This is a genomic window from Priestia sp. YIM B13491, from assembly GCF_042787605.1.
GTDB lineage: Bacteria > Bacillota > Bacilli > Bacillales > Bacillaceae_H > Priestia > Priestia megaterium_E.
In genome coordinates, this window is the sequence record NZ_JBHZOR010000013.1 from 1 (window position 1) to 23128 (window position 23128).

Genomic DNA, 23128 nt, shown 5'->3' on the forward strand with positions numbered 1-23128 from the left:
CCCGTGGTGTAGCGGTTAACATGCCTGCCTGTCACGCAGGAGATCGCGGGTTCGATTCCCGTCGGGACCGCCATTTTAAGAAAAATGCGGGTGTAGTTTAATGGTAAAACCTCAGCCTTCCAAGCTGATGTCGTGAGTTCGATTCTCATCACCCGCTCCAAAAATGGGCCTATAGCTCAGCTGGTTAGAGCGCACGCCTGATAAGCGTGAGGTCGGTGGTTCGAGTCCACTTAGGCCCACCATATTCCACAGTAGCTCAGTGGTAGAGCTATCGGCTGTTAACCGATCGGTCGTAGGTTCGAGTCCTACCTGTGGAGCCATACTGGCCCGTTGGTCAAGCGGTTAAGACACCGCCCTTTCACGGCGGTAACACGGGTTCGAATCCCGTACGGGTCATCTTAAAAGCAGTTTGCATATGCAAACTGCTTTTTTATTTGGAAACAATGAATGATTATACTTTTAAAAAGATATATTTTTATAGTCTTTTTTGAAAGAAATTTCTTTATAATAATTAAAAACCTCTTTACTTATTTAAATGAGTATAATGCCTGTATTACTAATAGGTATTAGAATTTAATATCATATTTCCAATATAAAATAATTTTTTAAAATGATCAAATTAAATATATCGTATAAAATTATCTTAATAAATAAAGTAAATGATAAAACTACGTAATAAAATATAGAGTTTTATCATTTACTCTAACTGACGACAAATAGATCATTTTTCTACAAATAGTCATATATTTTAAATAAATATATATAAAGTGTTTTATCATTTACACATATAAAGAACAGAAATATTAGAGTTTATATAAATTTAAAATGTTTTTTAATTTACTTTTAAAATATAAATAATAGTAAATCTAATCTTATAAAAATAAAGTTATGAATTATAACATTTCATCTATATTTTCAAATAAAAAAACTTAATGACTACATGATGTATACAAAATGTATTCGAATAAATAGCAGGAAATAAGGTTTCTGTATTGAACATGTATACAAATTGTATAAGTATGAGGTGATTAGTTGGGAAAATTAGATAAGTACGCTCGTCAATCGAAATCAAAAGAAAAAAGTAAAGTGTTACCGATTCGATTACCAGAAAGTATATATGAGCAATTTCGACAACGTTGTGTTGAGCTAGGATTGTCTATGTCAGAGGCTGGATATTTGCTAATTAAAGAAGAATTAGAAGATAATTTATACATCTCGAATACAAATGAGGTTGCTGTGACTACAGAACAACTACAAAAGCCTATACATGACGTGAACACATCGTATACGAAAAACAATACAGGTAAATCTTCTTCTTTTTCTACAAGATGGACCTCAAACCATTATGAGATTGAAAACGAATTGCCATGTCCGTTATGTCAGCAATGGTATAGCAAAGCTAATTTTTCTCGTCATGCAAAAAATCATCATACAACCACTAAGGAACTTTTAGAATGTAATGAAGATCTTGTTTATGAAATGATTGATAAACGTAAACAAAATATGTAAGGGAAATGCGTTGTTTATTAGAAGGTACCCTCTTGTTCAATTAAGAATAATTTGATTGAACAAGAGGTATATTTGGTGATGCGAAAGATAGAGAATTAAGTGATAAGTAGAAACTATTAACTTTTACATCGTTTGGAGCAACCGAACGATGTTTTTTATTTATGAAACAAAAATAAATCCAAATTCATTGGAAAGGTAACCAAACGCTTTGTTTATTAACGAGCAAATTAGTATTGGAGACAGAAAAGGTTGATTATTCAAAAATTGTAGAGGATAGAGGTTATAGGAATGTATTTACTAACAAAAATCCCTTATAAAATCTATCCTTTATGAAGAAAAAAGGACGGATAAAAAGTTGTTTTGTTAACCATACAATCATCGTTCTACTAATTCATATGTTGTTTAAAAATAGAGATAGTAGTATTTATCCTTTTACATACATAAAAAATCAATACTGGTTACAGAAGTTTCCTTTTAGGTAATATCTGCATATGCTGATATGAAATAAATCTTTATAAAAGGAGCGATCTATATGAGTGATTCATTCAAAAAAACAGAGATAGTCCCTAACAAGCTCATTGATTTATTAGTCAGTGACGTCTTTTCAAAACATGGAATTAATAAAGAGCAAGTAAAAGGACAGCTAACAGAAGAAAAAAGACAAATGCTTAAAGAGATGGTAGAGGATTTGACTAAAAAGGTCGACCAATTTGTCAATGAAACGAATTCTAAGAAAACGGGTGAAAAGTAAATAGTCTTTGCTGTAAAAGCGCCTTAAAAAGGCGCTTTTAACTCTAGAAAAATAGTTACATACCTTGGTTCGTTAGTCCAATCTCATTAATTTCTATTTTCATATATTAATACATACCATGAAAAAGGAGTGTTAACTATGTCATCTAGAGACTATTACTATTACGATTTGAAGAAAAAGAAGAAAATAGACAAAAAAAACCATTGTAAAAATGATTGTAATGATTGTAAGGTAGATTTTCATAAAGAAGATGAAGGCAGCAACCAGCGTTTTGATGTAGAAGTACTACAAGATGCAGATCAAGTTTCATTAGTAGACCAAGAATCTGAGGAGTTAATTTGGATCAAGGATTCATGCGATATTAGAGTTCATACAACAGATACCCAAGCAGCAGTTTCTATTCAAGTGGCTTTACAGGTAGCAATTGCTGTAGTAATTCGTATCGCAATTGGGGACAACATTGAAGATAATGGTGTTTTCCAAGAATTGCTCCAACTGTCAGAAATTGAACAGGTAAATAAACAAAAAATCTTTATTGAAAATTCAAAGGATATCACGATCACAACTACTGATACAGATGTTGCTCTTAACATTCAATTATTAGTTCAGATCCTAGTTGCGATTATTGTTATTCTGGACATTTTTTAATTAAAAACTAAAAGAGGTGAAAAAAATGAGTGAAAAAAAATGGAGAGCATTAGATCATTGTAATAACGCTAGATTTAACAATGGGGTTCTGCAAGAGGCAGATCAGGCAGCCCTCACCGAGCAAAAATCTTTTGAAAAGATTATTGTTAAAGACTCCGAAGGTGTTACTGTAAGAACGACAGATACACAGGTGGCAGTGAGCATTCAAGCAGCTTTACAGGTAGCTATAGCGATAGTAATACGTGTTACAATTGGCGATAATGATGAAGGAGAAGCGGTTATCCAAGATTTGAAGCAATTTGCTAGTATTAAGCAAAAAAATGCCCAAAAAACAGTTATTGAAAATTCAACAAATGTAGAAGTTACAACTATTGATACAGATATAGCTGTAAATCTACAAGTATTACTTCAAATCCTAGTGGCTATCTTAGTTTCATTAGATATTCTATAATCAAGATACCGAACGGTGGAATTTGGAATTCAATTAACTCTTCATTGAATACAGTTCAATTATTTAAATAATATTTTCAATGACGGCCTTTAGAATTTTAATTTAAGAATGCATTTGGCTAAATTTATTTGCTACCTTCTTACTAAGAAAAAGGGAAGAGATAAAATGCTTCTATCCGTAAGGAGGGGCTTTTTTATGTGAATTTTAGAGTGGGTTTCTAGCTCATATTAAATATAGTTAATAGTTAAAAAAATCCCTCTAAGTATAGCGTCGTCCCTATTTCTAAAAAGGAGGTTTTTTACACTGTCTTCCTAGAGGGTGAAGGATAACTTCTGCTTTTAGTACAATTTTCATATTTGTGCTGATAATTTATTAAGGTAAATTATTTTACATAATAATTTTATCTAAATCCCATAAAGCTAAAGATTTATCAGTGTATGCCATGTTCATCTCTGTACAATTTTCATTAATAACTAAAATTGGTTTTATAAGATTAAAAGGATGAATTTCCAAGTTGAGAGGTCGCCACTCTCCAGTTTTAATATCTATATTTTGTGAGACGTTAGTGAAAGTTGTTGTCAATAAATACTTTGATTTACTCCTTTTAAAATTAACAAGGGCCGAATGAATATCATCAAAAGAGAGGTGTACCAAACAGTCTCTGCAAAGAATTAAGTCAGCTCTCGGCAGGACATCCTGCAGTATGTTAAGGTTAAGAAATTTTTTATTGTAGGCTGAATACTTTTTATTATTCTCTTCGATTAATTCTGAAACAATATCTACACCAGTATATAATTCTAAATTGGTCTGTACTTCTTTCATCCAGTGAAAATCGCCACATGGAGCGTCCAAGAGTGTTTTTATTTGGAGACGTTTTATGAGAAGAGATAGTTCTTCTATTATTGTTCTTGTTTGGAAGAGTGAGGAACCAGAACCTGATACAGACTCAGAGCTGCCCCATGAATTTTCAGTGTAAATGTTTGTGAATATTTGTTTTATGGGATTTGTCTCTTTATGACTTTCCTCCTTATCGCAGGATGGTTGAACTGTTATTTGATCAAAGTAAAATAAATGTTTCACCCAATCCTGAATGGCTTTATCTAAGGAAAAAGTATCATTAACGTATTTTCGTACTTTTTTACCTATACCCTTTAATTCATTTCTAGATTCTAAAAGTTCATTTATTTTATTTATAAAACAGTTAGGGTCATTAGTGTTTAATATAAGATGATGAGTATCGGATGGCGTCACGTCTTTTACATACCCAATATTTGTTGAAAGTACTGGTATTCCACAGGCATATGCCTCAAGTACAGGTGCAGGTCCTCCTTCATGATTACCTGTAACAATTAATAAATCGAGACTGTTATAAAAAGCAGGCATTTCGTTTGAAGGGACAAATGATTTCATAGTAGCTTCCCTAAAACGTACTCGAGGATGGTTCTTAAAGGCTTCAACAATTTGTAGATAAGTAGTATAGTAATTTTTACATGTTTTCTCAGTATCCCCAACCCAACCAATGACAAATTCATCGGAGCTTAACTTTGTTTCGTCTGGCATAAAGTGGTCTGTATCTACAAATTGTTTAATATATTTTACGTTAGAATTTGGAGAAAGATTGCTAATTAGTTTTGCTAAATTGGAGTTAATCGCCCCAATAGATTTTATTTTACTCAAATACTCTGTAATAAAGGAATGGTTAAAGATTGGTTGATCAGTCCATTCACGAAATGTGTGGTGATTTTGCATAAAATAATAATTAGAAACAGCTGCGGAGCTATCTACCCTTATTCCCTGTGATATTAACGTTTGAGCAAGTCCTAAACACATAGTAGAGATAATATCAAACTTATTGTTTAAGGTTTCTGGTCTAAGGGTTGTTAATTGCTTAGAAATTTCGTCTATAGACATAATTTCTAAGTTGGTGTGATACTCCTTAATTAATTGAGCATGCTTTCCTAAAACCCACCAATCCACGTCAAATACAAGTAAATGTTTTTTCATATGTGTATCTCCTCCTCTTTAGTTACATTATTGGTAAAAATAAGAATTTTTTTTGATGGTGTCAGCTATATGCGATGGTAATTCTTTAATTTTAGATTGGAGACGTTTTATTGCATCGCGTCCTAAACCTTGCTTGTTTTCGGTATAATAAGCACATATGGAAATTTCATAATCAAAAAGATACTCATAAACATGATAATCTACAAAGAGAATATCTTCTTGAGGAAAAGGTATCTGTTTACCTTGTAATGCATACATCAAAGCTATGTTGTTTTTAGATTTAAGTCGATGCATTTTTGCCAGGTGATACAAAGATTCAGCTCTAGTTGGTCTATAATCCCAAGCTTTTTGGTAATAAAGGATAGACAGAGAAAAAAACTGCTCTTCTTGAAAGGCTAGGTTATTTATGGCTGATTGATTAACTGTCAATTTATTTTCTTCTGATTCTTTAATTAGCTGTTCACGCTCGAAGGAAGATATATTGGCTAAACGTTCATAACACGAACCTGTTTGTAATAGAGAATAATATACTTCTTCTACCCAACCACCAACTTCAACTCTTTTTTTGTACCATTTGATGGCTTCTTCAAGTTCATTCAGACATGAGAAAGTTTGTGCTAAGTAAAACATATACCTAGCTTTTAAATCTGGTGGGGTTTTTTCATCGTTAATTCCTTCTAGTAATAATTGTTTGTCTCGTTCGAACTTATCACCCCTACTGCCACCATCTGTTTGATCATAGATAACCAGACTATCGATTCTTCCCTGTGTACCTGAGTAGTTTAGCTGGTCCGCCTCTAATCTAGAATGGTCTATATCCCAATATTCATGTGTAACCCCTATAGATTTCCATGGTAAAGAAGTCTTGAGAAGACGAATAAGCCAATACTTTATTTGATTATCATATTGCATAGTAAGATATAAATCATTTTCTAAACTGGACTTGTCAAAGTTAGGCTGCACTTCTAAGACCATATCAGCATCAAGCAACAATAAGTAATCTGCCTCTGGATAAGTCTCTTGTGCCAAAGATGCAGCTAAAGTTCGGTTATATCCAAAATTTTTGAAAGGTTCATGATGAACAGTGCCAGGTATATTATTTTCTCTACACCAGTTTTTAATAATTTCGGGTGTATTATCAGTGGAACCCGTGTCACAAATAGAAATAAAATCAATAATGGATTTACTCGCATTTAAACATCTTTCTATAATGCTTGATTCGTTCTTTACAATCATACAAAGACATAATTTTTTTTCAGGTTTGTTAGAGCACATTTTTTTTGATGTACTTTTTTTCAATATTCTAATCCTCCTCTGTTATTGTTATAAAAGTTTATTTAGTATAGCCTACATATGTTTTTTAACTTTAAACATATGCTACAAACAGTAAAGTCACTTTTTTAGTTACCCGCATGCCGGAGAATAAGGGGGTACTTGAAATACCGTGAGTATCTTTACCTGTAGAAGAGTACCAGGTGCACTTTTTTAGTTAGAATATTTAAGTGACTAGTGTTAAGTGTTGAAAATACAAATTTTTAACATCTTCTTTTAGAGTTCCATCCTTGTCATTGAGAAATATTTAGAGAATTTTTAATCTGGAGGAGAATTACCTAAAAAACCAAGATCATATAGAAAATTCGTTTCGATAATAATTCAATGTGTCCTCTAATCCCTCTTTTAAGGTATAATTGGGCTCCCATTTTAATATTTGCTTTGCTTTTGTATTCTCCAATCTGCTATGGAGGATATCACCTTGACGTGTTGGGAGATTGATAGGCGGTTGAGTGATGAATAAAGTGGGGTTAAGTGATAAAAGCAACTGATACAGCTCTTTAATGCTCGTCTTTTCATTGCATCCTATATTGATAATCTGGTTTTTACCTTTTGTAATTGCTTTTATATTTGCTTCAGCAACATCTTTTACAAATACAAAGTCACGTGTTTGTTCACCCGTTCCATATATGATTGGTGATTCCTTTTGTAATATCTTTTTACAGAAGATTGAAACAACCCCTCCTTCACCTGAAGCGCTTTGTTTAGGTCCATATACATTGGCATACCTTAAAATGATGTAATCTAGATCATATAAGGTATGGTATACCTTCATATACAATTCTACGACAAATTTTGAAATCCCATAAAAGGATAAAGGACTAATTGAGAACGATTCTTTTATACTGCAGTCCTCTGTCACGCCATATACTGCACATGAAGAAGAATAAATAACTTTTCGAACTTTGTATTCATGACAGCAATTTAATAAGTTAATGGTTCCTAAAATATTTATAGAGGCATCATTTTGTGGATTTTTAATGGAATTATTAACATCTACCTGAGCAGCTGTGTGAATCACTATTTCAGGTTTTTCTTTCTTAAAAACTTGATTTAAATCAAGTGACTGAATATCCATAGAATAGAAAGAAATATCTTTAGGTAAAAATGATTTTTTACCTGTTGAGAGATTATCAACGACGACGACCTGATAACCTTCTTGTAATAATCGTTCAACTATATGGGAGCCAATAAATCCAGCTCCGCCAGTAACTAGTACTTTCATTAAGTCCACCTTCTTTTCTAGTTTTTCATGGTTTGAGTAATAAGGAAATGGTGTGCTTTATGAAGAGCTAATACAAATTTATGTTATTTGTGGTTTAAATTTATTTCTTCCTCTCAATAATTATGAAATGGATAAATATAATTATTATTGTAAATTTATTTTCCACTGATTTTACTATGAACTTTCTAAAAATATATTTGTATCTAAACTTATTTTTAAGGGTAATACTAAATTTAGTACAATTATTAATGTGATTACAGTCTGTATAAATAATAAAAAATTAATATTTTTTAGATTTATAATCAAAATTTGCTTTAAGTATGTTTTATTGATAAATGGATTAAAATATATCCAAATTTTGAAGTTTAATAATTTTTTACTAGCTCCTACATATCGTTTATAGAAAGTTTTTAAATAAATGTACCAGTAGTTAGGAAAATTCGAAAAAGACAATGAATATCAAAATTTTTAACTTGTAATCTGATACCGGAGCTTAAAATATCTAACATATAAAAGGAGTAGCCAATGTTTTAATTTTTAATATCATTTATTTTAAACAGTTAAATTATATAAAACCTCCATTCGTTTCATCGAGGTTTAAGAATAAAAATAATTAACATTTTATGTAATTAAGGGCGATGTGTGCAACAAAGGCTAATTTATTAGAATAGAATAGTCTTAGTATATTGAAGTTTAAAAATCTCTGCATTAAAATTTGTTCTAATACACCTTCAATAATTGTAGATATATGTTGAGTTCTATTTGAATATTTCAGATAATTATTGAAAAAAGAAGGTTTACTTTTAAGTAAACCTTCTTCATCTTTAAAAGATAAATTTTAAATGTACACCTTTTTTAAGTTGATTTTAATAAATATTGTTAAAATTGCTTAAGGGGTGATACTACCTTAAATTAATCGATTATAATACTTATATTTAAAATACTAACAATAATGGTATCAACAGTAATATACAAATAACCACGAGAGAAATCATTATTAAATGGTTTCTTCAAATAATTGTTCATTTAACATACCAAAAACTTCACTTTTGATGTCGAAAAAGAACTTTTGTTTCATCTGTTAGTAAGTAATAATAGAAGAACGCTTCCTGTTGGATAGAAAAAGAATATAAGGAGCACTATATTTGGGCCCGAACAGTAACTAAGCTTTTTACTCTATAGAGGGGGAGGGTTGCTATATTATTAAAATAGGAAGCCATTGAGGTAAACTCTTTATCCCGAAGAAATATAAATACTTCGTTAATAAGAACTTGAAGATTTATTATTGTTCCTAATACTGAGTCATAACATTCTCTCTAAATACAGTTACAGCTCTTATATTAACTGCTTCACGTGCTAGTAGAGTACTTGTTTTGAACTTTTAATAGATAAGAATGGGATAATCGAATTGTATCTTCTTAGTCCACTTCTGTTAATTCAGCGAGAATACTTTTTTTAGTTTTTGTTGCTAAAAAAGTGATATTGAGATGTAGAAATAGCCGAACCATTAGCCATGATTGATGCAGTTATAGTTACCTTGGTATCAGAAGTATTTGGTGCCACATCTGGGACAGCCAAAAAGCTACCCATAGCATTTGTAGTAACAGGGTTATTAGGGAAGCTAACTATGTCAGATGAGCTGCTTAGTTTTACATATACGTCTTGTATTGGACTTTCATTACAAGTTACTTTACCTGTAACTTCAAATAAATTGTTTTTTATTGAACGAATACTTAGTGTAATACCAGGACAAGGTGATTGATAAAGCGACTTTTTTATTATGGGCTTACTACCACAATTACAATTATGTTTCATATCATTCACTTACCTTTCTTTAAATATTGTCAATTATCATTATGTGTACTTGTTTTATGTTTAAAAACAACACATACATGACTAGTATTGATTAAAAGTTAATGTAATCCGGATAGTAACTTCCGTTCTGTAAAAAATTATTAGTAGCTAAAGGAACTTACTACCCTCTTATAAACTTAGATAAAATAAAAATAGGTGGTAAAAGACTCACTGTAATTATTGTATTCTGTTGATATGATAGTGGCGATTCAAGAGAAAAAGCAACTCTAATATAGAGTCGCTTTTTCATGAAAATTAGAAATTCTGACTACATGAAGGGCAAGGTCCACCAGTATTTTGAAATACCACATTATCAACCAAAGCTTCTCCGCCTGGTGCTGGATTCCCAATGTTTTGGAAAGTAATACAAGCAGTTGTTGCATTAGCTGGTGCGCATACAACAAGAGTATAATTTTGGAAGACACTGCTTGGTTGGTTACTCGATGTTACGATGTGTGGAATATTGTTCGTGAATATAGGATTTGTTGTAGAAAAACCTCCGCCGACGAGACCGGTTCTAGTGATCAGAGGAGTACATGGTCCGAGAGTGGTGCCTGGGAAGGAAACAGAGGCAACTAGTATGCCACCATCCCTGATTTGTGTTTCGAAGGAAAGCGTGTGGCAGCAACCTGGGGAAACTTGAACCTCCTGACTTATAAACCCTGGTGTGGTTATTGCACCTGGAGTAGCTGGAGTATCTAATCCTAATATCGAGACAGATTGGATAACGGGTGTTGTAGGGCTCAAAACAAAACGTCCGCTATGAGCATCATTTGTACCGGTGACTACAGTTCCGGTTCCGGCCCAACCTGTTGGTGGTGTTTGACCTAGTGGTGATAAATCAAACCCAGGATTCGTGAGTGTGTTAGTACATGGGCAGCATCCTGATGGTCCAGTTGGTCCAGTTGGTCCAGTTGGTCCAGTTGGTCCAGTCGGTCCAGTCGGTCCAGTCGGTCCAGTTGGTCCAGTTGGTCCAGTTGGTCCAGTTGGTCCAGTCGGTCCAGTCGGTCCAGTTGGTCCAGTTGGTCCAGTTGGTCCAGTGCCTCCAGTACCTCCAGTACCTCCAGTTGGTCCAGTTGGTCCAGTTGGTCCAGTGCCTCCAGTACCTCCAGTACCTCCAGTACCTCCAGTTGGTCCAGTGCCTCCAGTACCTCCAGTACCTCCAGTTGGTCCAGTGCCTCCAGTACCTCCAGTACCTCCAGTTGGTCCAGTGCCTCCAGTACCTCCAGTTGGTCCAGTCGGTCCAGTTGGGCATTTTCTACATTTTCTGCATTTTTTCTTTCCGCAATCATGACAACAATCATGATGATGATCATCACAACAATCATGACAACAATCATCACAACAATCATGACAGCGATCATGATGATCATGACATTTATCTTTTTGATGCTTTGCATTTTTAAGCTCAAAAAGATTTGATAGAATTGAGTCATTAGTATTTATTGTTGAATCAAATAATGTGGAATCTAATAGATGCTCAATAATTTCTTTTTTATTATTATGTCTTCTCTTACTCAACGAAAAGCCTCCTTTCAAGAACAGAAACAAAACATGCTCCTACAAAGATAAAAGGAACCAAACGAAGTTATTCAACATACATAATTACACATAAGTTTTTCTGAATTTTACTCGCTTATTATCCTTGTTAAATTTAAAATTAGATGGAGAGAAGTGTACCTTGTTCTTAATTAGTTATTTTATTTTCCTAGCTTTATATTTTATGTGAATTTTCTTGGAGGTGTGTGGGGTTATAACTATGAATGGAAAATTTTTTGGAAAATAGAACCAACTTAACGAATCGTCTCAAACTAATCTATTGAATCAACTTTATAATGGTGGATATCACCCATATACCTTTTGGAAAATACTTCAGTTTTTTGTATACCAGGCAGAACTTGATAACAATAAAATTTTCTCAGGGAAGTGCAGTGATTTAAAATTAGGGATTATATGAGGATATATAGAAGAAGCACTTACATTATTATTAACTCTTTGTTGAGGTCTAACATAATCAACTTTCTTATCAACTGGAACGTTCTCTGCGCAATAATCACTTGAATGAACTGCTTGCCACCTGTTAAAAAAGTAAATTCTTTTAATTTAATGCTTTTCTTAGTTAAAGATGATCCCCGGAAGCTACATTTCATTATTAATAACTCGTGTTACTTGTATCTTCTTCTTAAACTTTCTCAGATCCGAATCATAAGTTTACCTAATCTCAGTTATCTATCTTGTCAATTAGTGTACGTGTTCCTAATTGCTTGTAATTGATGTGCCAGTTCAAATATCCCCTCTTAATCAACTTTTTATGGATATATCTACCTTTAGGAGAATGACATAATTATTTCAAACTCTTTTACTATTATCCTGAATCTTTAAAATTCATAGTCTATCATACGAAGTTTAAACTGTTTATTCTTTTGCTTGTTACTAATTTAAATTTAACAATCTTTCCTTATTTAATTGTTTTATTTAGTTATTACAATAAATTGAACTGTCTTTTCTTCAATTTAACCTGTAACAGGGAATTAGAAACTCGGTTATAACAACGAAAATGTAAAAAAATAACATTGTGGATTTGGCAAGCATCGAATATAAAATCAAAAAATATACTCACTGAGGAAATGGTTCTGAAATAAAACAAGAAATTTTATCCTTTGTAAAAATTGAGAAAAATATAGAATGAATTTTAATTAATTATTTAAAAGGAGGAAATCCTAATTGGGAAAATTAAATTTACTACTAATTATTAAAGATTATAGTCAATCGGTTCATAGTGAGCCTTATTATCTCCAAACAGAGCTTTCAAAAATCGCTAATTTGTTTGTATGGAATAAAGATGGAAGTATTCGTAATATCCTTGATAATATTAACTTTACCCCTGACTTTATATTAATTTATGTATTCGAAACAGGTGGTCCTAAAATTACTGAACTTAGTAGTTTAAATATTCCATATGGAATATATTTAGAAGACCTACATTACTTGCCTGAACAAACAAGTGAAGCAATGAAACGTGAAAATGTTAAACATATATTCACATGTTGTAGGGATGCTTTCACTAAATATCACCCTGAATTTTCTGATAAAGCTAAATGGTTCCCCCATCATGTAAACACTGAAATTTTTATGGATTATCAGAAGGAGAAAGACATTGATATGTTATTGATGGGTGCCACAGATCCGTACTATTATCCTCTCCGATATAAAATTCTTTCAAGTTATAAAGATAAACCTAATTTTGTATGCCATCCACACCCAGGATACAGGGACATTCACAAAAATGAATTTAAAAATGTGTTTGTTAAAGAGCACTATGCACAAGAAATAAATCGAGCTAAAATATTTTTCACGTGTAATTCAATTTATGAGTATACAGTCCTAAAATATTTTGAAGTACTTGCGTGTAAAACTTTATTACTTGCTCCGAGTTCAGATGAAATCTTAGATTTAGGCTTTAAACCAGGCGTACATTTTGTAGAAATAAATGAAAATAATTTTATGGAAAATGCTGAGTATTACTTGACACATGATAAAGAGAGAGAAGAAATTAGTAGAAATGGATTTGAACTTGTACAAAAGAAACATTCAACCTCTCAACGAGCTCAAGAATTAATAAAAATGATTGATGAAATATTAGTAGAGCATTAATTCAGCTCTCTTCTGTGTATATATTTTAGGTAGATATTATAATAATCATAAGTGAATTCATAGAATTATTGGCTATTTAACTCCTCAAGCTAAAGAAGAATCTTTTACATCAAACACCTTAAAGTTAACTTTTGATCTCTAATATATTGATTCAATATATCTTCTAGACATTTTTAAAACCCAAAAAACAGAGGTTTCCCTCTGTTAAATACAATCTCTCAAAGTATACCTTTTATATATGTTTGCATAATTTTACCGCTTACCATCGAGCTATATATTATGTGTACTGTATGGATGAGTTTCTTAGAAAATAACCCTTTTTTATTTTAAAGAATAAAATTATCTTTCTTAAATAAATTAAGAAAGATGCAATGAGACAGTAACTCAACTACTGCAATATTAAGACTAGAAAAAATTTCAGTTGGCATTAGGGGAGTTTTTTTCTAGTCTTATGCTGCGGACCATATAGATTTTTAACTAACATAATCATTCTTTGTGAAAACATGCCTCAAAAACGGCTTTAATGTCCAAGTGTTCTTAGCTTTTTCCAATTTATTAATTTAGAGCTTTCATACGTCATCGCTCAAGTATCACCGTTTTAGGCACGATTAAATGCGTATTCCTATAAAAACACCATTTGAAAAGTTAACTAAGGGTTTAAATCCCCAACTTTTAAAGGTTTGAAAGGCCCGTGAGTTCCCTTTACTTACATAACCAGTCGCTCCTCGTATTCCCTGCTTCTTAGCGTACTCTACTAAATTTGGTAACAAGGAATGAGCAATCCCTCTTCCTTGATATTCGGGATCGAGAATTACATAATCAATAAAAATTATATTTTTAAGTAAAAAACGATAACAAAAAAACCCTATTTTTTCACCTTCGTTATTACAAAGAACAATAACTTCATGTGCACTTCTTAATATATTTTCGAATTTTTTCGATTCTACATTAAAATTATCAGTGGCTAAATTAATCAAATAAGGGTCATCTTGGTAAGGAATTCTTTGGCGTAAATACATTTATATCCCCTCTATTTTATTCAAGTTTTTTGTAAAAGGAGAAAATATAAGGAATCGTAAGATTAATAAATTTTATGTTTTTACAAGTGCGTCAAACATGTTTTTGTTACTAATTTTTTCTCCTTTAGTCTCCTATAGTAGTGTATGTCCTTAGATAAAATTAGCTTGGACATTTTGATTATGAAATGATGAATAGATATAAATTTAATAATAGAATAAATAATTGCGAATGAATCTTGTTAATATAGATTGAATTTCCGACGACAGTTCAAAGTGTCAGGATATTAATGAAAATAAGCATAGGTCAACTCTGCTTCTGAAATTATTGTTGTTATATGAAGTTAAAAATGTATGTAGATTCTTTGATTTCTAGCTTTAATTCATTAATTTTTTATATGAGTAATGATATTAGCCGAGACCAATTCCTCTTTAAATGTATATATTATATGGACAAACAATAAAGGGGGTGACAAATTATGAGTAAACGTATACAAAGCGACCTTTTGCTTCTCTCTTTATTACTTTCTTCTAAGACCAAAAAAACAACATCTAAGTCTGAACAGAATGAATTTGGTGATTGGAAAGAGCTGAATTTTAAAGACCAAAAAGATGGAAAAGAGCATAGTAAACACAGTAAAGACGATAAACATCATTGTCATAAAGATAAAAAACATCATTGTCATGAAGATAAAAAGCATCATTGTCATGATTGGAATGATAGTAAAGGAGGGGATAATTTAATGGGCCACGAAGATTGTGGGTGTAAGAAAAAATTCAAATGTGATTGTTGTTGTACAACAGGAATTCGTGAAGAGCTTGAAAGATTAGCAGGTCGTCGAGTACGTGTTCTTACTGGTGACACACAATTTACTGGGGATGTTGGAGCAGTAGATTGTGATACTCTTGCATTAATACCTCCAGCAAATTTCCTCCCTGCTAAAATTTCACTTTGTGCAATTACAGCTGTTGTTGAACTTCCTGCAGGTACAGTTTAAATCTAGTATAAATCTACCTGTTAGTAGAATATAGGAAGTAATTAATTGATTTTTCTAGTAGTGCATAAACTTATTTGTTTTAGTATGCTTATATATCTATAGTATAGTGTTCACACAGTACTTCAAAGGTAGAATAAAAAGGAGTTCCAAACAGTATCATTAAAAAGTTTGGAACTCTTTCTAATTTCTTGAAATAAAAGAATATTTACATAATAAATAAATCATTTCACTATCTAAAAAAAGCGAATAGGTATGTAGAAACCTCAAATTCTATGATAAAGCAGGATACTATTTTTCTATTCTTCGTTTACAGTACAGGCTTCCTATACAATATAATATTTCACTAGTTCTCTCAAAGACTAGTTCATAATGTATTAGGATGCAAATCTTTTTGAACAGCTTTTTGTATTACAAAGAACGAATATAATTAAAAAGAAATAAGTTTATAGAGATGCTAAAATTTATCCCGTACAAAAAACTATAGATAAATTTTAACATCTCTTTTTGTAACTTCATATAATTAAGATTACGAAATAATTCTCTTTCTGCTTTGGTGGACTGTGATTAAACTTATGAATATAATATGTATAAGAGTTAAGCCAACTTTATAAGGAGGAAAATTAACTAATGAAGGATATTCATGTTCTTTTACTTAGTTATTCAAGCTCAAACTCATTAAAGCAAGCTTTAGCCTCTCTAAATTTTATTCGTAATCGTATAAAGGATATTACTGTTGTGGAGGAATGCAATGTATCCTTACGGCTAAGTCTCCCTTCTATAAATAAAGAAATTAAGTATATGAAACTAATTGGTGAAGACCTAGGGGTATCATTAAATGAGTATGTCCATAACTTACCTTGTGAATATGTTTTATTTCTTTATGATCAAGATTATTTTAACTCAAATATAAAAGATACAAAATTAGAATTGTATGGGAACCATTATGTAATGACCTACCCTTATATAATCAAAGGATTAGTTATACAAAGACCTCTTTTAGTTAAGACTTCTTTCCTAAAACAAGTTAACTTTTTTTCTAAATATCAAGTTCCCTTTAAAGAGGCTGTATTGCCATCATGGCTCTCTAGGATTAATAAATCAAATATTATAGTGGTAAGGGGTGATTTTGTAAGTCAAATAGTTAAAAATACGTCCAAATATATAATACAAAAGCTTAATTTTATAGAAAAATACCAATATGAATCGGAATCAGATGGAAATTCACCTTCAATTTCAGTTCTCCTTGCTAATTACAACATGGCTGATTATGTAGGAATAGCCATTAATTCATGCCTTTTACAAAGCAATCCACCAGAGAAAATACTTATAATTGACGATGGTTCAACGGACAATTCTTATAAAGAATTAGAAAAATGGAAAGAATCACCTGAAGTTAAACTTTTTGAACAGGATAATAAGGGAAAGGCCAAAGCATTAAATAATTTAATACCTTATATTGAAACAGAATTTGTTGTTGAGTTAGATGCAGATGATTGGTTTGATCCAGATGCTTTTTCAACTATTAAAAAACATTTAAAAAATTTGCCAGATGATGTCGGAGTTCTTTATGGCAACTTAAGGAATTGGGTGCAAGAAAGTCCATATATTGTAAAATACAAAGGGGTAAGAAAAGGAAAACCAATCACTAATAAAAATGAATTACTTTCTTATCTATTTCCTGTAGGACCTCGCATTTATCGTACTTCTGCTCTGAAGGATAATAATGGTTTTCCAATAATTAAGTTTGAGGATGGACGAATGTATGAAGACGTAAGTATATTAAACGATTTATTAAAAAATAAGCGCTTGTTATATGAAGATTTTACTGTTTATAATGTTAGAGCACACGAATTCAGTATTACAAAAAAAAACCACCCCAATTGGAGCGATTTTCTCAATTATCTTGATTAATTAAGCATTTTGAGGAAGTCTTATATAATCAATCACTTGAAGTGATATAACTACTGGATCACTGGGATTACCATATGAAGAAACCTCGCGTACTGTAATAAGGTCACCTGAAACTGCTAGGAGAAGGTATTCTTGTGCTACCAAATCATCAACAAAAGCAATCTGGATAGTCTCACCAATGTGATTTTCTAATTCTGCAGATAAAAAATCTTCAAACATGTAATCATTCCCTCCTTAAATTTCCGCAACTGTTCGAATTTTAGAAATTGGAATCAAAACTAATGATCCTTGATTTTCAGCTAAAACAATATAATCTAATTTAACAGCGAACAAAACCCCTGAGAATTCCTCAGAAGACGTTGTGATCCGAACTTTTCGACTTTGTCGAGTTAATAAATAGTTTCTAAAATCATCTGAAGTGGTACAGTTACAAGGATTTTCTCCTGTAACTGGTAAATTAGCATTAGCTGAAATTATATTTGAATTAGCAGAATTACCATATTTTAATGCCAATAAAATCATCCTTTCCTAAAACATCATTTTTACATTACTATCTTTATTTTATAGTATGCTTGTTCAATTCTTAGCGTACCAAGCATTTTAATCATTTTATTCATAAATTTCCGTTCGACTTAGTAGAGTATAGAAAAAAAGAGTAAAAAAGTTTTAATCTTAAAATTCGAACATGGAATAAGATTGTTAGTTTAGAAATTAAGCAAATTAAAAACTTAAGTTATAAATATATTCAGCCTCATTACAAACAGGCTTGATTAGATGATGTAGTTTGTAGTGACTAACGCTAGGCATTTGTTACTTTCTAAAATAGAATAAAAAAGACTATCCAAAAAGATTTTAATCCGAACTTGAATAGGTTAGTATTTATAAATAGCTTCATAAGTTAAACTTTTTTATATTTTCTTCAGGGGAATAAATAATTTAGAATTAACTTTCATTATTTTTTTTCATGAATTCTTTTAAAGCTAAAATAATTCTATCTTGTTTTTCAAAATTCATAAATGGAAAAATAGGAAGAGCTAAAACTTTAGTTGCGGCTTTTTCTGCAACTGGGAAATCACCTTTTTTATAGTTTAAGTAGTTGAAAGCTTCTTGTAGATGAAGAGGGATAGGATAGTAAATAGCAGAAGAAATCTCGTTTTTCTTTAAAAAGGAGGCTAATTGATCACGTTCATCTAATTCAATACAATACTGATGAAACGTATGCTCTCTAGTTTCTATTATCCGAGGTGTTTTTAATAAACCGTTTAATTTGCTTGTATACCTTTTGGCTACTTCGCTTCTTTTATGCAAGAAAATATCTAAATATTTAAATTTGACGAGCAAAATAGCAGCTTGAAGTTCATCGAGCCTGCTATTCATTCCTATGGTAGAATGTATATATTTAATTTTGCTTCCATGATTTCTTAATGTAATAATTTTTTCATAAAGACTTTTATTATTTGTGACTATCATTCCCGCATCTCCATAACTCCCAAGGTTTTTAGATGGAAAAAAGGAAAAACAACCAATGTCTCCAATTGCCCCTACCCTTTTTCCATTATACTCAGTACCAATCGCTTGGCATGCATCTTCTACTACTTTTAGATTAAACTCATGAGCTATTTCCATTATCTCTTGCATTTTCGCTGTTTGGCCATATAAATGTACAACAAGAATTGCTTTAGTATCAGATGTTATTTTTTCTCTTATTTTTAATGGATTAATATTATAAGTGTCTTCTTCAATATCCACAAATACTGGTTTTGCACCAACATGAGCAATAGCCTCACCTGTTGCAAAGAATGTAAAAGGAGTTGTAATTACTTCATCACCCGGACCTATGTCCAGTGCTTTAAGAGCCAAGTAAAGTGCGTCTGTTCCATTTCCTACACCAATACCATAAGAAGCTTCTACATAAGAAGCTATTTGTTTTTCTAATTCTTTTCCTTTTTTTCCTAAAATATACTCTCCGCTTTCTAAAACTTCTTTTATTGCTTTAAAAATAGGTTCACGGAATATTTCTAATTCTTCCTTTAAGTCAACCATGGGAATCATATTAAAATCAGTCCTTTTTTTAAATTTTGTTCTCTAATTACCTATCCCTATATAGTTTATACCTAACTGGTTTATCACTTCTTTATTTAGAGAGTTTCTTCCATCCAAAATAATTTTGCAATTAACAAAGTCCTTAAAATTTAAGGTTTCGTATTGTTTGTGAAAAGCCTGAAGAATGATAACATCAATCTTTGACGTCAATTTATCGCTTAAAGATAAAGGTGTGACAGCGTAGTTTGCAATTTCATTATCAGTGAACAATGGATCATTTAAAAATATGTTTGCTTGTTTTTGTTTTAAATGATCTATTAATAAAAGAGTAGAGGATTTTGTTGTTTCTTTTACATTTTCTCTAAATGCCAACCCTAAAATAAGAATATTTTTATGATGTAGAGCTCCAATTGTATTTTCAATTTTTGTTATTGCATAGTTTGACATTGTGTCATTTATTTCTCTGGATAACTGGGTTAATCCATTTTTTAGACCTCTGTTAATAAAAAAATAAGGATAAATAGGAATACAATGCCCTCCTACACCGACTCCTGGAAAATGGAGGTGCGAGAAAGGCTGGCTGTTACTGGAGGCTATAACCTCCGGCATATTGACCCCTTTTTCCTCAGCGAATTTTGCAAGTTCATTTGCTAATGCAATATTTACATCTCGATATACACATTCTGCTACTTTTGAAAATTCTGCAGTTTCGAGAGAACTTACTTCTATTAAATTACAGTTCAATGCTTTTTGATAAAAGGAGGAGGCCATTTTTAGACTTACCTCATTTAGACCGCCTACAACTTTAGGATATTTTTTTAAATCCTCTATAATCCGATTAGAGTAAACTCTTTCGGGGCTATATGCTAAATAAAAATCTTCTCCAGCTTTTAAGCCTGAATGTTCCTCGATTTTCTTCCCGAATCTATTTCTCGTATCTCCTGTTGGAAGAGTAGTTTCAAAAATAACTAGTGTACCTTTTCTAATACCTTTGGCAATAGCATCAACTGCCGGGTCGATAAAACGGTAATCCACTTCATTTAGTTCATCAATTAGTACTGGAACAATTACCACAACTATCCCTGATTGCTTAACTGCTTCCGTTGTATTAGAGGTTGCTGTTAATGTTTGATTTCTGTGGGCTTTTTCTACTAATTGTTCTAATCCAGGTTCATTTTTAATATGTGATTTTCCTTGGTTTACTGAAGTAACTACTTTTTGATTAATATCTGCCCCGTAAACATTAAAGCCATTGTTTGCGAAAACAGCAGCTAAAGTCAGTCCAATTTTCCCTAAACCAACGACAGCTACATTTTTTAGGGATGAGTCTATTTCCATCATTTTTATAACCTCATTTCATGTTGTCTGTTATCTCTTCATAAACTATGTTTTTGGTTAAATAAATGATTGGACTATTTATTCTTTTATGGAATAACTTAGTCTAGGAAACACCCTTATAGTTTTCCGTAAATTTCAATATAGCGATCTACTACCTTATGAATATTATGGAAATTTTCAACATAAGATCTTCCTTTTAACCCCAATTTATTCCACTCGTTTTTTTTGTTTATAACGTCTTTTAAAACATTGGTTATTGTATCTGGGTTTGCATTTATAACTGGGAATGCTTCAGGATATTTCTTTAATAAGTCATCACGAATATAGCAAATTACTGGTTTTCCTAATGCCATAGCCTCTATAGTAATATAACCACAAGCTCCAATTCTCAATTGATCAATAACGATATCTGCCTGTAGTAAAAGCTGCTTTGTTTCTTGATGAGACATACCTTCTATTAATTTAAAATCATGTTGAATTCCAGAGGACTTTAACTCATTTACTGCGTCTAAAACAAACTCTGTACCTTTTAAATTACGTAAAGTTGGTGCATGTACAATGAGAGGTAATGGATTTGATTCGGGGTAACGGGGTTGAAATTCTTCAGGATTAATTGCATTGGGAATAACATGAACTTCCTTATAATAATCTTTAACATAACTCTCAAGTTCATAATCCTGAACAATTGCATGATCAATATAATCTGACAACAGTTTCAAGTTTTCATGAATCTTCTTTTCAGTCCATTCTGGTTTTACACAAACGTAAGGATTAAGACTTCTTGCAACTGAAAGAGAGCGAACTTCCGACCCATGGTGATGGACAATCATTTTCTTTCCAGACTTTTTCAAAAATTCTAGGTCACTTTTATCTGGAAGAAATGTCTCTCCAAAGTGAAAATGAAATATGTCGTATTCCTTTATTGCTTGATTCATATAACTTTTAATCTTTTCTTCTCGTAAATCGATGGGAATAGCATTAAAATTTAAACAAATATCCGGTTTGAAATTATATCGATTAGTATAAAAATGACAGGAGGTTGCATTGACCCCTTTTAAGCGTAAAGAACTGCATAAGTCAATCATGGGAGACCCATATGGAAGATGTAATATACGCATTTTTATTCACCTTTTTCATTTTTTTATTAAATCACTTTACCTTGGTTACTCAATTGATCATAGACAGCGAAAAGTCGTTTCTCCATTTTTTCCCAACAGTATAGTTCCTCCATTATTTTTCGTGCATTAACACTCATTTTTTTTAATTCTTTTCTATTATTACAGAGATGAAGAATAGCTTGGCAGTAGTCTTCTACTGATGCCTCTGATTTGTTAACTACTAAACCACATTGATGGGTTTGTATGAAGTTTTTTATGTCAGTGCATTTATTTACTAGAACAGGAAGACCATTATTTAAATAACTGAAAAGTTTATTGGGCATAGCATACATATTATTAAGTGAATGAGCCGTATTCAGATCAATCCATCCTATATCCGCATTTTCCATCTCCTTTGGAATATGGTAATAATTAACCCAATCCACAAGTTCTATTTTATTTGATAGATGTGAAGGGATTTTCACTATATCCTGATCAGATTTCTTTGCCCCCCCAATAATTTTAAATTGAACATCCATTTTCTGATTACAGATTTCAGTTATTTCTATTATCTTTCTCAAATTCCCCCTTGTTTTGCCCACAAATCCTTCATGTACGATCCGAAAAGTGGTTTCATAAAAATCTTTAGGTTCATAATTAGTTGTTAAAGGAGGAGAATTATAAATAACTTCTACTGGAAGGAAAGGATTGATAGATAGGTACCACGCCTTAATTGATTCAGAAACTGTAATAACATAGTCTACTTCTTTTAACATTGATTGAAGTAAAGACATCATGTGTTTTTTCATTAGAGTAGAGGTGATTTCATGTGGATCAGGAACTAGTTCATGACTATCATAAATTAATTTTATGTTTTTTTTACTTAATGTTTTTAATGCTCGTTTTATTCCAACTCCTGAATATAAGGAAAAAAATTCATGGGCATGATAGATATCTGCCTCTTCGGAAAGGCCAAGCTGAGTTAGAGGGTCTATAAATCTTCCTTGTTTTTTGGATTGAAGATTATAATTTAGCTTCTTTATATGCTTTTCTAAATACATCCGCTCATAAGTTACAATTTTAATCCCTTCATATATAAAAATCTGAGAATGAAATTGATTAGTAAAAAACGTTCCGTCTATATCAAATAAATAACCATTAATCCTAGGGACTATCATAGTCACGTCATAGCCTTTACTTAAAAGACTTTTGGCTTCTTTTTTAAAAATTCGTGCGTCTAAAAAAGGATGCTCTGCTACTAAAAAACAAACTTTTATTTTCATTTTTCCTCCTGAAA

General features: G+C 31.6%; 18 protein-coding genes, 4 tRNA genes and 1 pseudogene. 11 read left to right on the forward strand and 12 right to left on the reverse strand.

What is annotated here, in order from left to right; translation table 11 throughout:
• Window positions 1-86: 86 nt before the first annotated feature.
• The 8 genes from ACFX4E_RS25120 (at window position 87) to ACFX4E_RS25155 (ending at window position 3359) form a co-directional block, all read left to right on the forward strand.
• Window positions 87-160, forward strand: a tRNA-Gly gene (locus ACFX4E_RS25120).
• Between the two features lie 5 nt (window positions 161-165).
• Window positions 166-242 (forward strand) — tRNA-Ile (locus ACFX4E_RS25125).
• Between the two features lie 3 nt (window positions 243-245).
• Window positions 246-320, forward strand: a tRNA-Asn gene (locus ACFX4E_RS25130).
• Window positions 321-324: 4 nt separating this feature from the next.
• A tRNA-Glu gene (locus ACFX4E_RS25135) sits at window positions 325-396 on the forward strand.
• Window positions 397-1032: 636 nt separating this feature from the next.
• A complete protein-coding gene (locus ACFX4E_RS25140) occupies window positions 1033-1509 on the forward strand; it encodes a hypothetical protein (protein ID WP_377260017.1) in 477 nt (158 codons plus the stop codon).
• Window positions 1510-2041: 532 nt separating this feature from the next.
• Window positions 2042-2260 (forward strand): spore coat protein, encoded by a 219-nt coding sequence (locus ACFX4E_RS25145; RefSeq protein WP_377260014.1) that lies wholly within the window; start codon window positions 2042-2044, stop codon window positions 2258-2260.
• A 138-nt stretch (window positions 2261-2398) separates the two neighbouring features.
• Entirely contained in the window at window positions 2399-2908 is a 510-nt protein-coding gene (locus tag ACFX4E_RS25150) for a spore coat protein (protein ID WP_377260011.1), read from the forward strand.
• 25 nt (window positions 2909-2933) lie between these two features.
• Entirely contained in the window at window positions 2934-3359 is a 426-nt protein-coding gene (locus ACFX4E_RS25155; protein ID WP_377260008.1) for a spore coat protein, read from the forward strand.
• A gap of 387 nt (window positions 3360-3746) precedes the next feature.
• Here the strand turns inward: ACFX4E_RS25155 and ACFX4E_RS25160 are convergent, their stop codons facing one another.
• The 5 genes and pseudogenes from ACFX4E_RS25160 to ACFX4E_RS25180 all read right to left on the reverse strand — a co-directional run.
• A complete protein-coding gene (locus tag ACFX4E_RS25160) occupies window positions 3747-5363 on the reverse strand; it encodes a glycosyltransferase (RefSeq protein ID WP_377260006.1) in 1617 nt (538 codons plus the stop codon).
• A 27-nt stretch (window positions 5364-5390) separates the two neighbouring features.
• Complete coding sequence (locus tag ACFX4E_RS25165; RefSeq protein WP_377260020.1) at window positions 5391-6638, reverse strand: glycosyltransferase; 1248 nt, start codon at window positions 6636-6638, stop codon at window positions 5391-5393.
• Window positions 6639-6987: 349 nt separating this feature from the next.
• Window positions 6988-7920 carry an NAD-dependent epimerase/dehydratase family protein gene (locus ACFX4E_RS25170; protein WP_377260003.1) on the reverse strand — a complete coding sequence of 311 codons (933 nt, stop codon included), beginning with the start codon at window positions 7918-7920 and terminating at the stop codon, window positions 6988-6990.
• A gap of 1455 nt (window positions 7921-9375) precedes the next feature.
• Window positions 9376-9735 (reverse strand): hypothetical protein, encoded by a 360-nt coding sequence (locus tag ACFX4E_RS25175; RefSeq protein ID WP_131334204.1) that lies wholly within the window; start codon window positions 9733-9735, stop codon window positions 9376-9378.
• Between the two features lie 294 nt (window positions 9736-10029).
• Window positions 10030-10812: pseudogene (locus tag ACFX4E_RS25180) on the reverse strand (hypothetical protein); the annotation flags it as partial.
• 1686 nt (window positions 10813-12498) lie between these two features.
• Between ACFX4E_RS25180 and ACFX4E_RS25185 the strand changes: the two are divergent.
• Entirely contained in the window at window positions 12499-13428 is a 930-nt protein-coding gene (locus ACFX4E_RS25185) for a glycosyltransferase family protein (RefSeq protein ID WP_377579984.1), read from the forward strand.
• 608 nt (window positions 13429-14036) lie between these two features.
• Here ACFX4E_RS25185 and ACFX4E_RS25190 read toward each other — a convergent pair.
• On the reverse strand, window positions 14037-14447 hold the full coding sequence (locus ACFX4E_RS25190) for a GNAT family N-acetyltransferase (protein ID WP_025753412.1): 411 nt from the start codon (window positions 14445-14447) through the stop codon (window positions 14037-14039).
• Window positions 14448-14923: 476 nt separating this feature from the next.
• Between ACFX4E_RS25190 and ACFX4E_RS25195 the strand changes: the two genes are divergently transcribed.
• Entirely contained in the window at window positions 14924-15442 is a 519-nt protein-coding gene (locus ACFX4E_RS25195; protein WP_377259918.1) for a hypothetical protein, read from the forward strand.
• 627 nt (window positions 15443-16069) lie between these two features.
• A complete protein-coding gene (locus ACFX4E_RS25200) occupies window positions 16070-17353 on the forward strand; it encodes a glycosyltransferase family 2 protein (protein WP_377259915.1) in 1284 nt (427 codons plus the stop codon).
• Here the strand turns inward: ACFX4E_RS25200 and ACFX4E_RS25205 are convergent, their stop codons facing one another.
• From ACFX4E_RS25205 to ACFX4E_RS25230, 6 genes are all read right to left on the reverse strand, one after another.
• Complete coding sequence (locus ACFX4E_RS25205) at window positions 17354-17572, reverse strand: hypothetical protein (RefSeq protein WP_306386277.1); 219 nt, start codon at window positions 17570-17572, stop codon at window positions 17354-17356.
• 15 nt (window positions 17573-17587) lie between these two features.
• A complete protein-coding gene (locus ACFX4E_RS25210) occupies window positions 17588-17866 on the reverse strand; it encodes an LSm family protein (RefSeq protein WP_306386278.1) in 279 nt (92 codons plus the stop codon).
• A 429-nt stretch (window positions 17867-18295) separates the two neighbouring features.
• Complete coding sequence (locus ACFX4E_RS25215) at window positions 18296-19405, reverse strand: DegT/DnrJ/EryC1/StrS family aminotransferase (RefSeq protein WP_306386279.1); 1110 nt, start codon at window positions 19403-19405, stop codon at window positions 18296-18298.
• Window positions 19406-19438: 33 nt separating this feature from the next.
• Window positions 19439-20737: a nucleotide sugar dehydrogenase gene (locus ACFX4E_RS25220; protein WP_306386280.1), complete on the reverse strand. Its 1299-nt coding sequence runs from the start codon at window positions 20735-20737 to the stop codon at window positions 19439-19441.
• Window positions 20738-20850: 113 nt separating this feature from the next.
• A complete protein-coding gene (locus tag ACFX4E_RS25225; RefSeq protein ID WP_306386281.1) occupies window positions 20851-21852 on the reverse strand; it encodes a glycosyltransferase family 4 protein in 1002 nt (333 codons plus the stop codon).
• 26 nt (window positions 21853-21878) lie between these two features.
• Window positions 21879-23114 (reverse strand): glycosyltransferase, encoded by a 1236-nt coding sequence (locus ACFX4E_RS25230; RefSeq protein ID WP_377259911.1) that lies wholly within the window; start codon window positions 23112-23114, stop codon window positions 21879-21881.
• Window positions 23115-23128: the final 14 nt, after the last annotated feature.

Excerpts from the sequence above, each read along its gene's own strand:
- ACFX4E_RS25145 (WP_377260014.1), top strand. The coding sequence starts at position 2,042 with ATGAGTGATTCATTCAAAAAAACAGAGATAGTCCCTAACAAGCTCATT.
- ACFX4E_RS25150 (WP_377260011.1), top strand. The coding sequence starts at position 2,399 with ATGTCATCTAGAGACTATTACTATTACGATTTGAAGAAAAAGAAGAAA.
- ACFX4E_RS25155 (WP_377260008.1), top strand. The coding sequence starts at position 2,934 with ATGAGTGAAAAAAAATGGAGAGCATTAGATCATTGTAATAACGCTAGA.
- ACFX4E_RS25160 (WP_377260006.1), bottom strand. The coding sequence starts at position 5,363 with ATGAAAAAACATTTACTTGTATTTGACGTGGATTGGTGGGTTTTAGGA.
- ACFX4E_RS25165 (WP_377260020.1), bottom strand. The coding sequence starts at position 6,638 with ATGTGCTCTAACAAACCTGAAAAAAAATTATGTCTTTGTATGATTGTA.
- ACFX4E_RS25170 (WP_377260003.1), bottom strand. The coding sequence starts at position 7,920 with ATGAAAGTACTAGTTACTGGCGGAGCTGGATTTATTGGCTCCCATATA.
- ACFX4E_RS25175 (WP_131334204.1), bottom strand. The coding sequence starts at position 9,735 with ATGAAACATAATTGTAATTGTGGTAGTAAGCCCATAATAAAAAAGTCG.
- ACFX4E_RS25190 (WP_025753412.1), bottom strand. The coding sequence starts at position 14,447 with ATGTATTTACGCCAAAGAATTCCTTACCAAGATGACCCTTATTTGATT.
- ACFX4E_RS25195 (WP_377259918.1), top strand. The coding sequence starts at position 14,924 with ATGAGTAAACGTATACAAAGCGACCTTTTGCTTCTCTCTTTATTACTT.
- ACFX4E_RS25200 (WP_377259915.1), top strand. The coding sequence starts at position 16,070 with ATGAAGGATATTCATGTTCTTTTACTTAGTTATTCAAGCTCAAACTCA.
- ACFX4E_RS25205 (WP_306386277.1), bottom strand. The coding sequence starts at position 17,572 with ATGTTTGAAGATTTTTTATCTGCAGAATTAGAAAATCACATTGGTGAG.
- ACFX4E_RS25215 (WP_306386279.1), bottom strand. The coding sequence starts at position 19,405 with ATGATTCCCATGGTTGACTTAAAGGAAGAATTAGAAATATTCCGTGAA.
- ACFX4E_RS25220 (WP_306386280.1), bottom strand. The coding sequence starts at position 20,737 with ATGATGGAAATAGACTCATCCCTAAAAAATGTAGCTGTCGTTGGTTTA.
- ACFX4E_RS25225 (WP_306386281.1), bottom strand. The coding sequence starts at position 21,852 with ATGCGTATATTACATCTTCCATATGGGTCTCCCATGATTGACTTATGC.
- ACFX4E_RS25230 (WP_377259911.1), bottom strand. The coding sequence starts at position 23,114 with ATGAAAATAAAAGTTTGTTTTTTAGTAGCAGAGCATCCTTTTTTAGAC.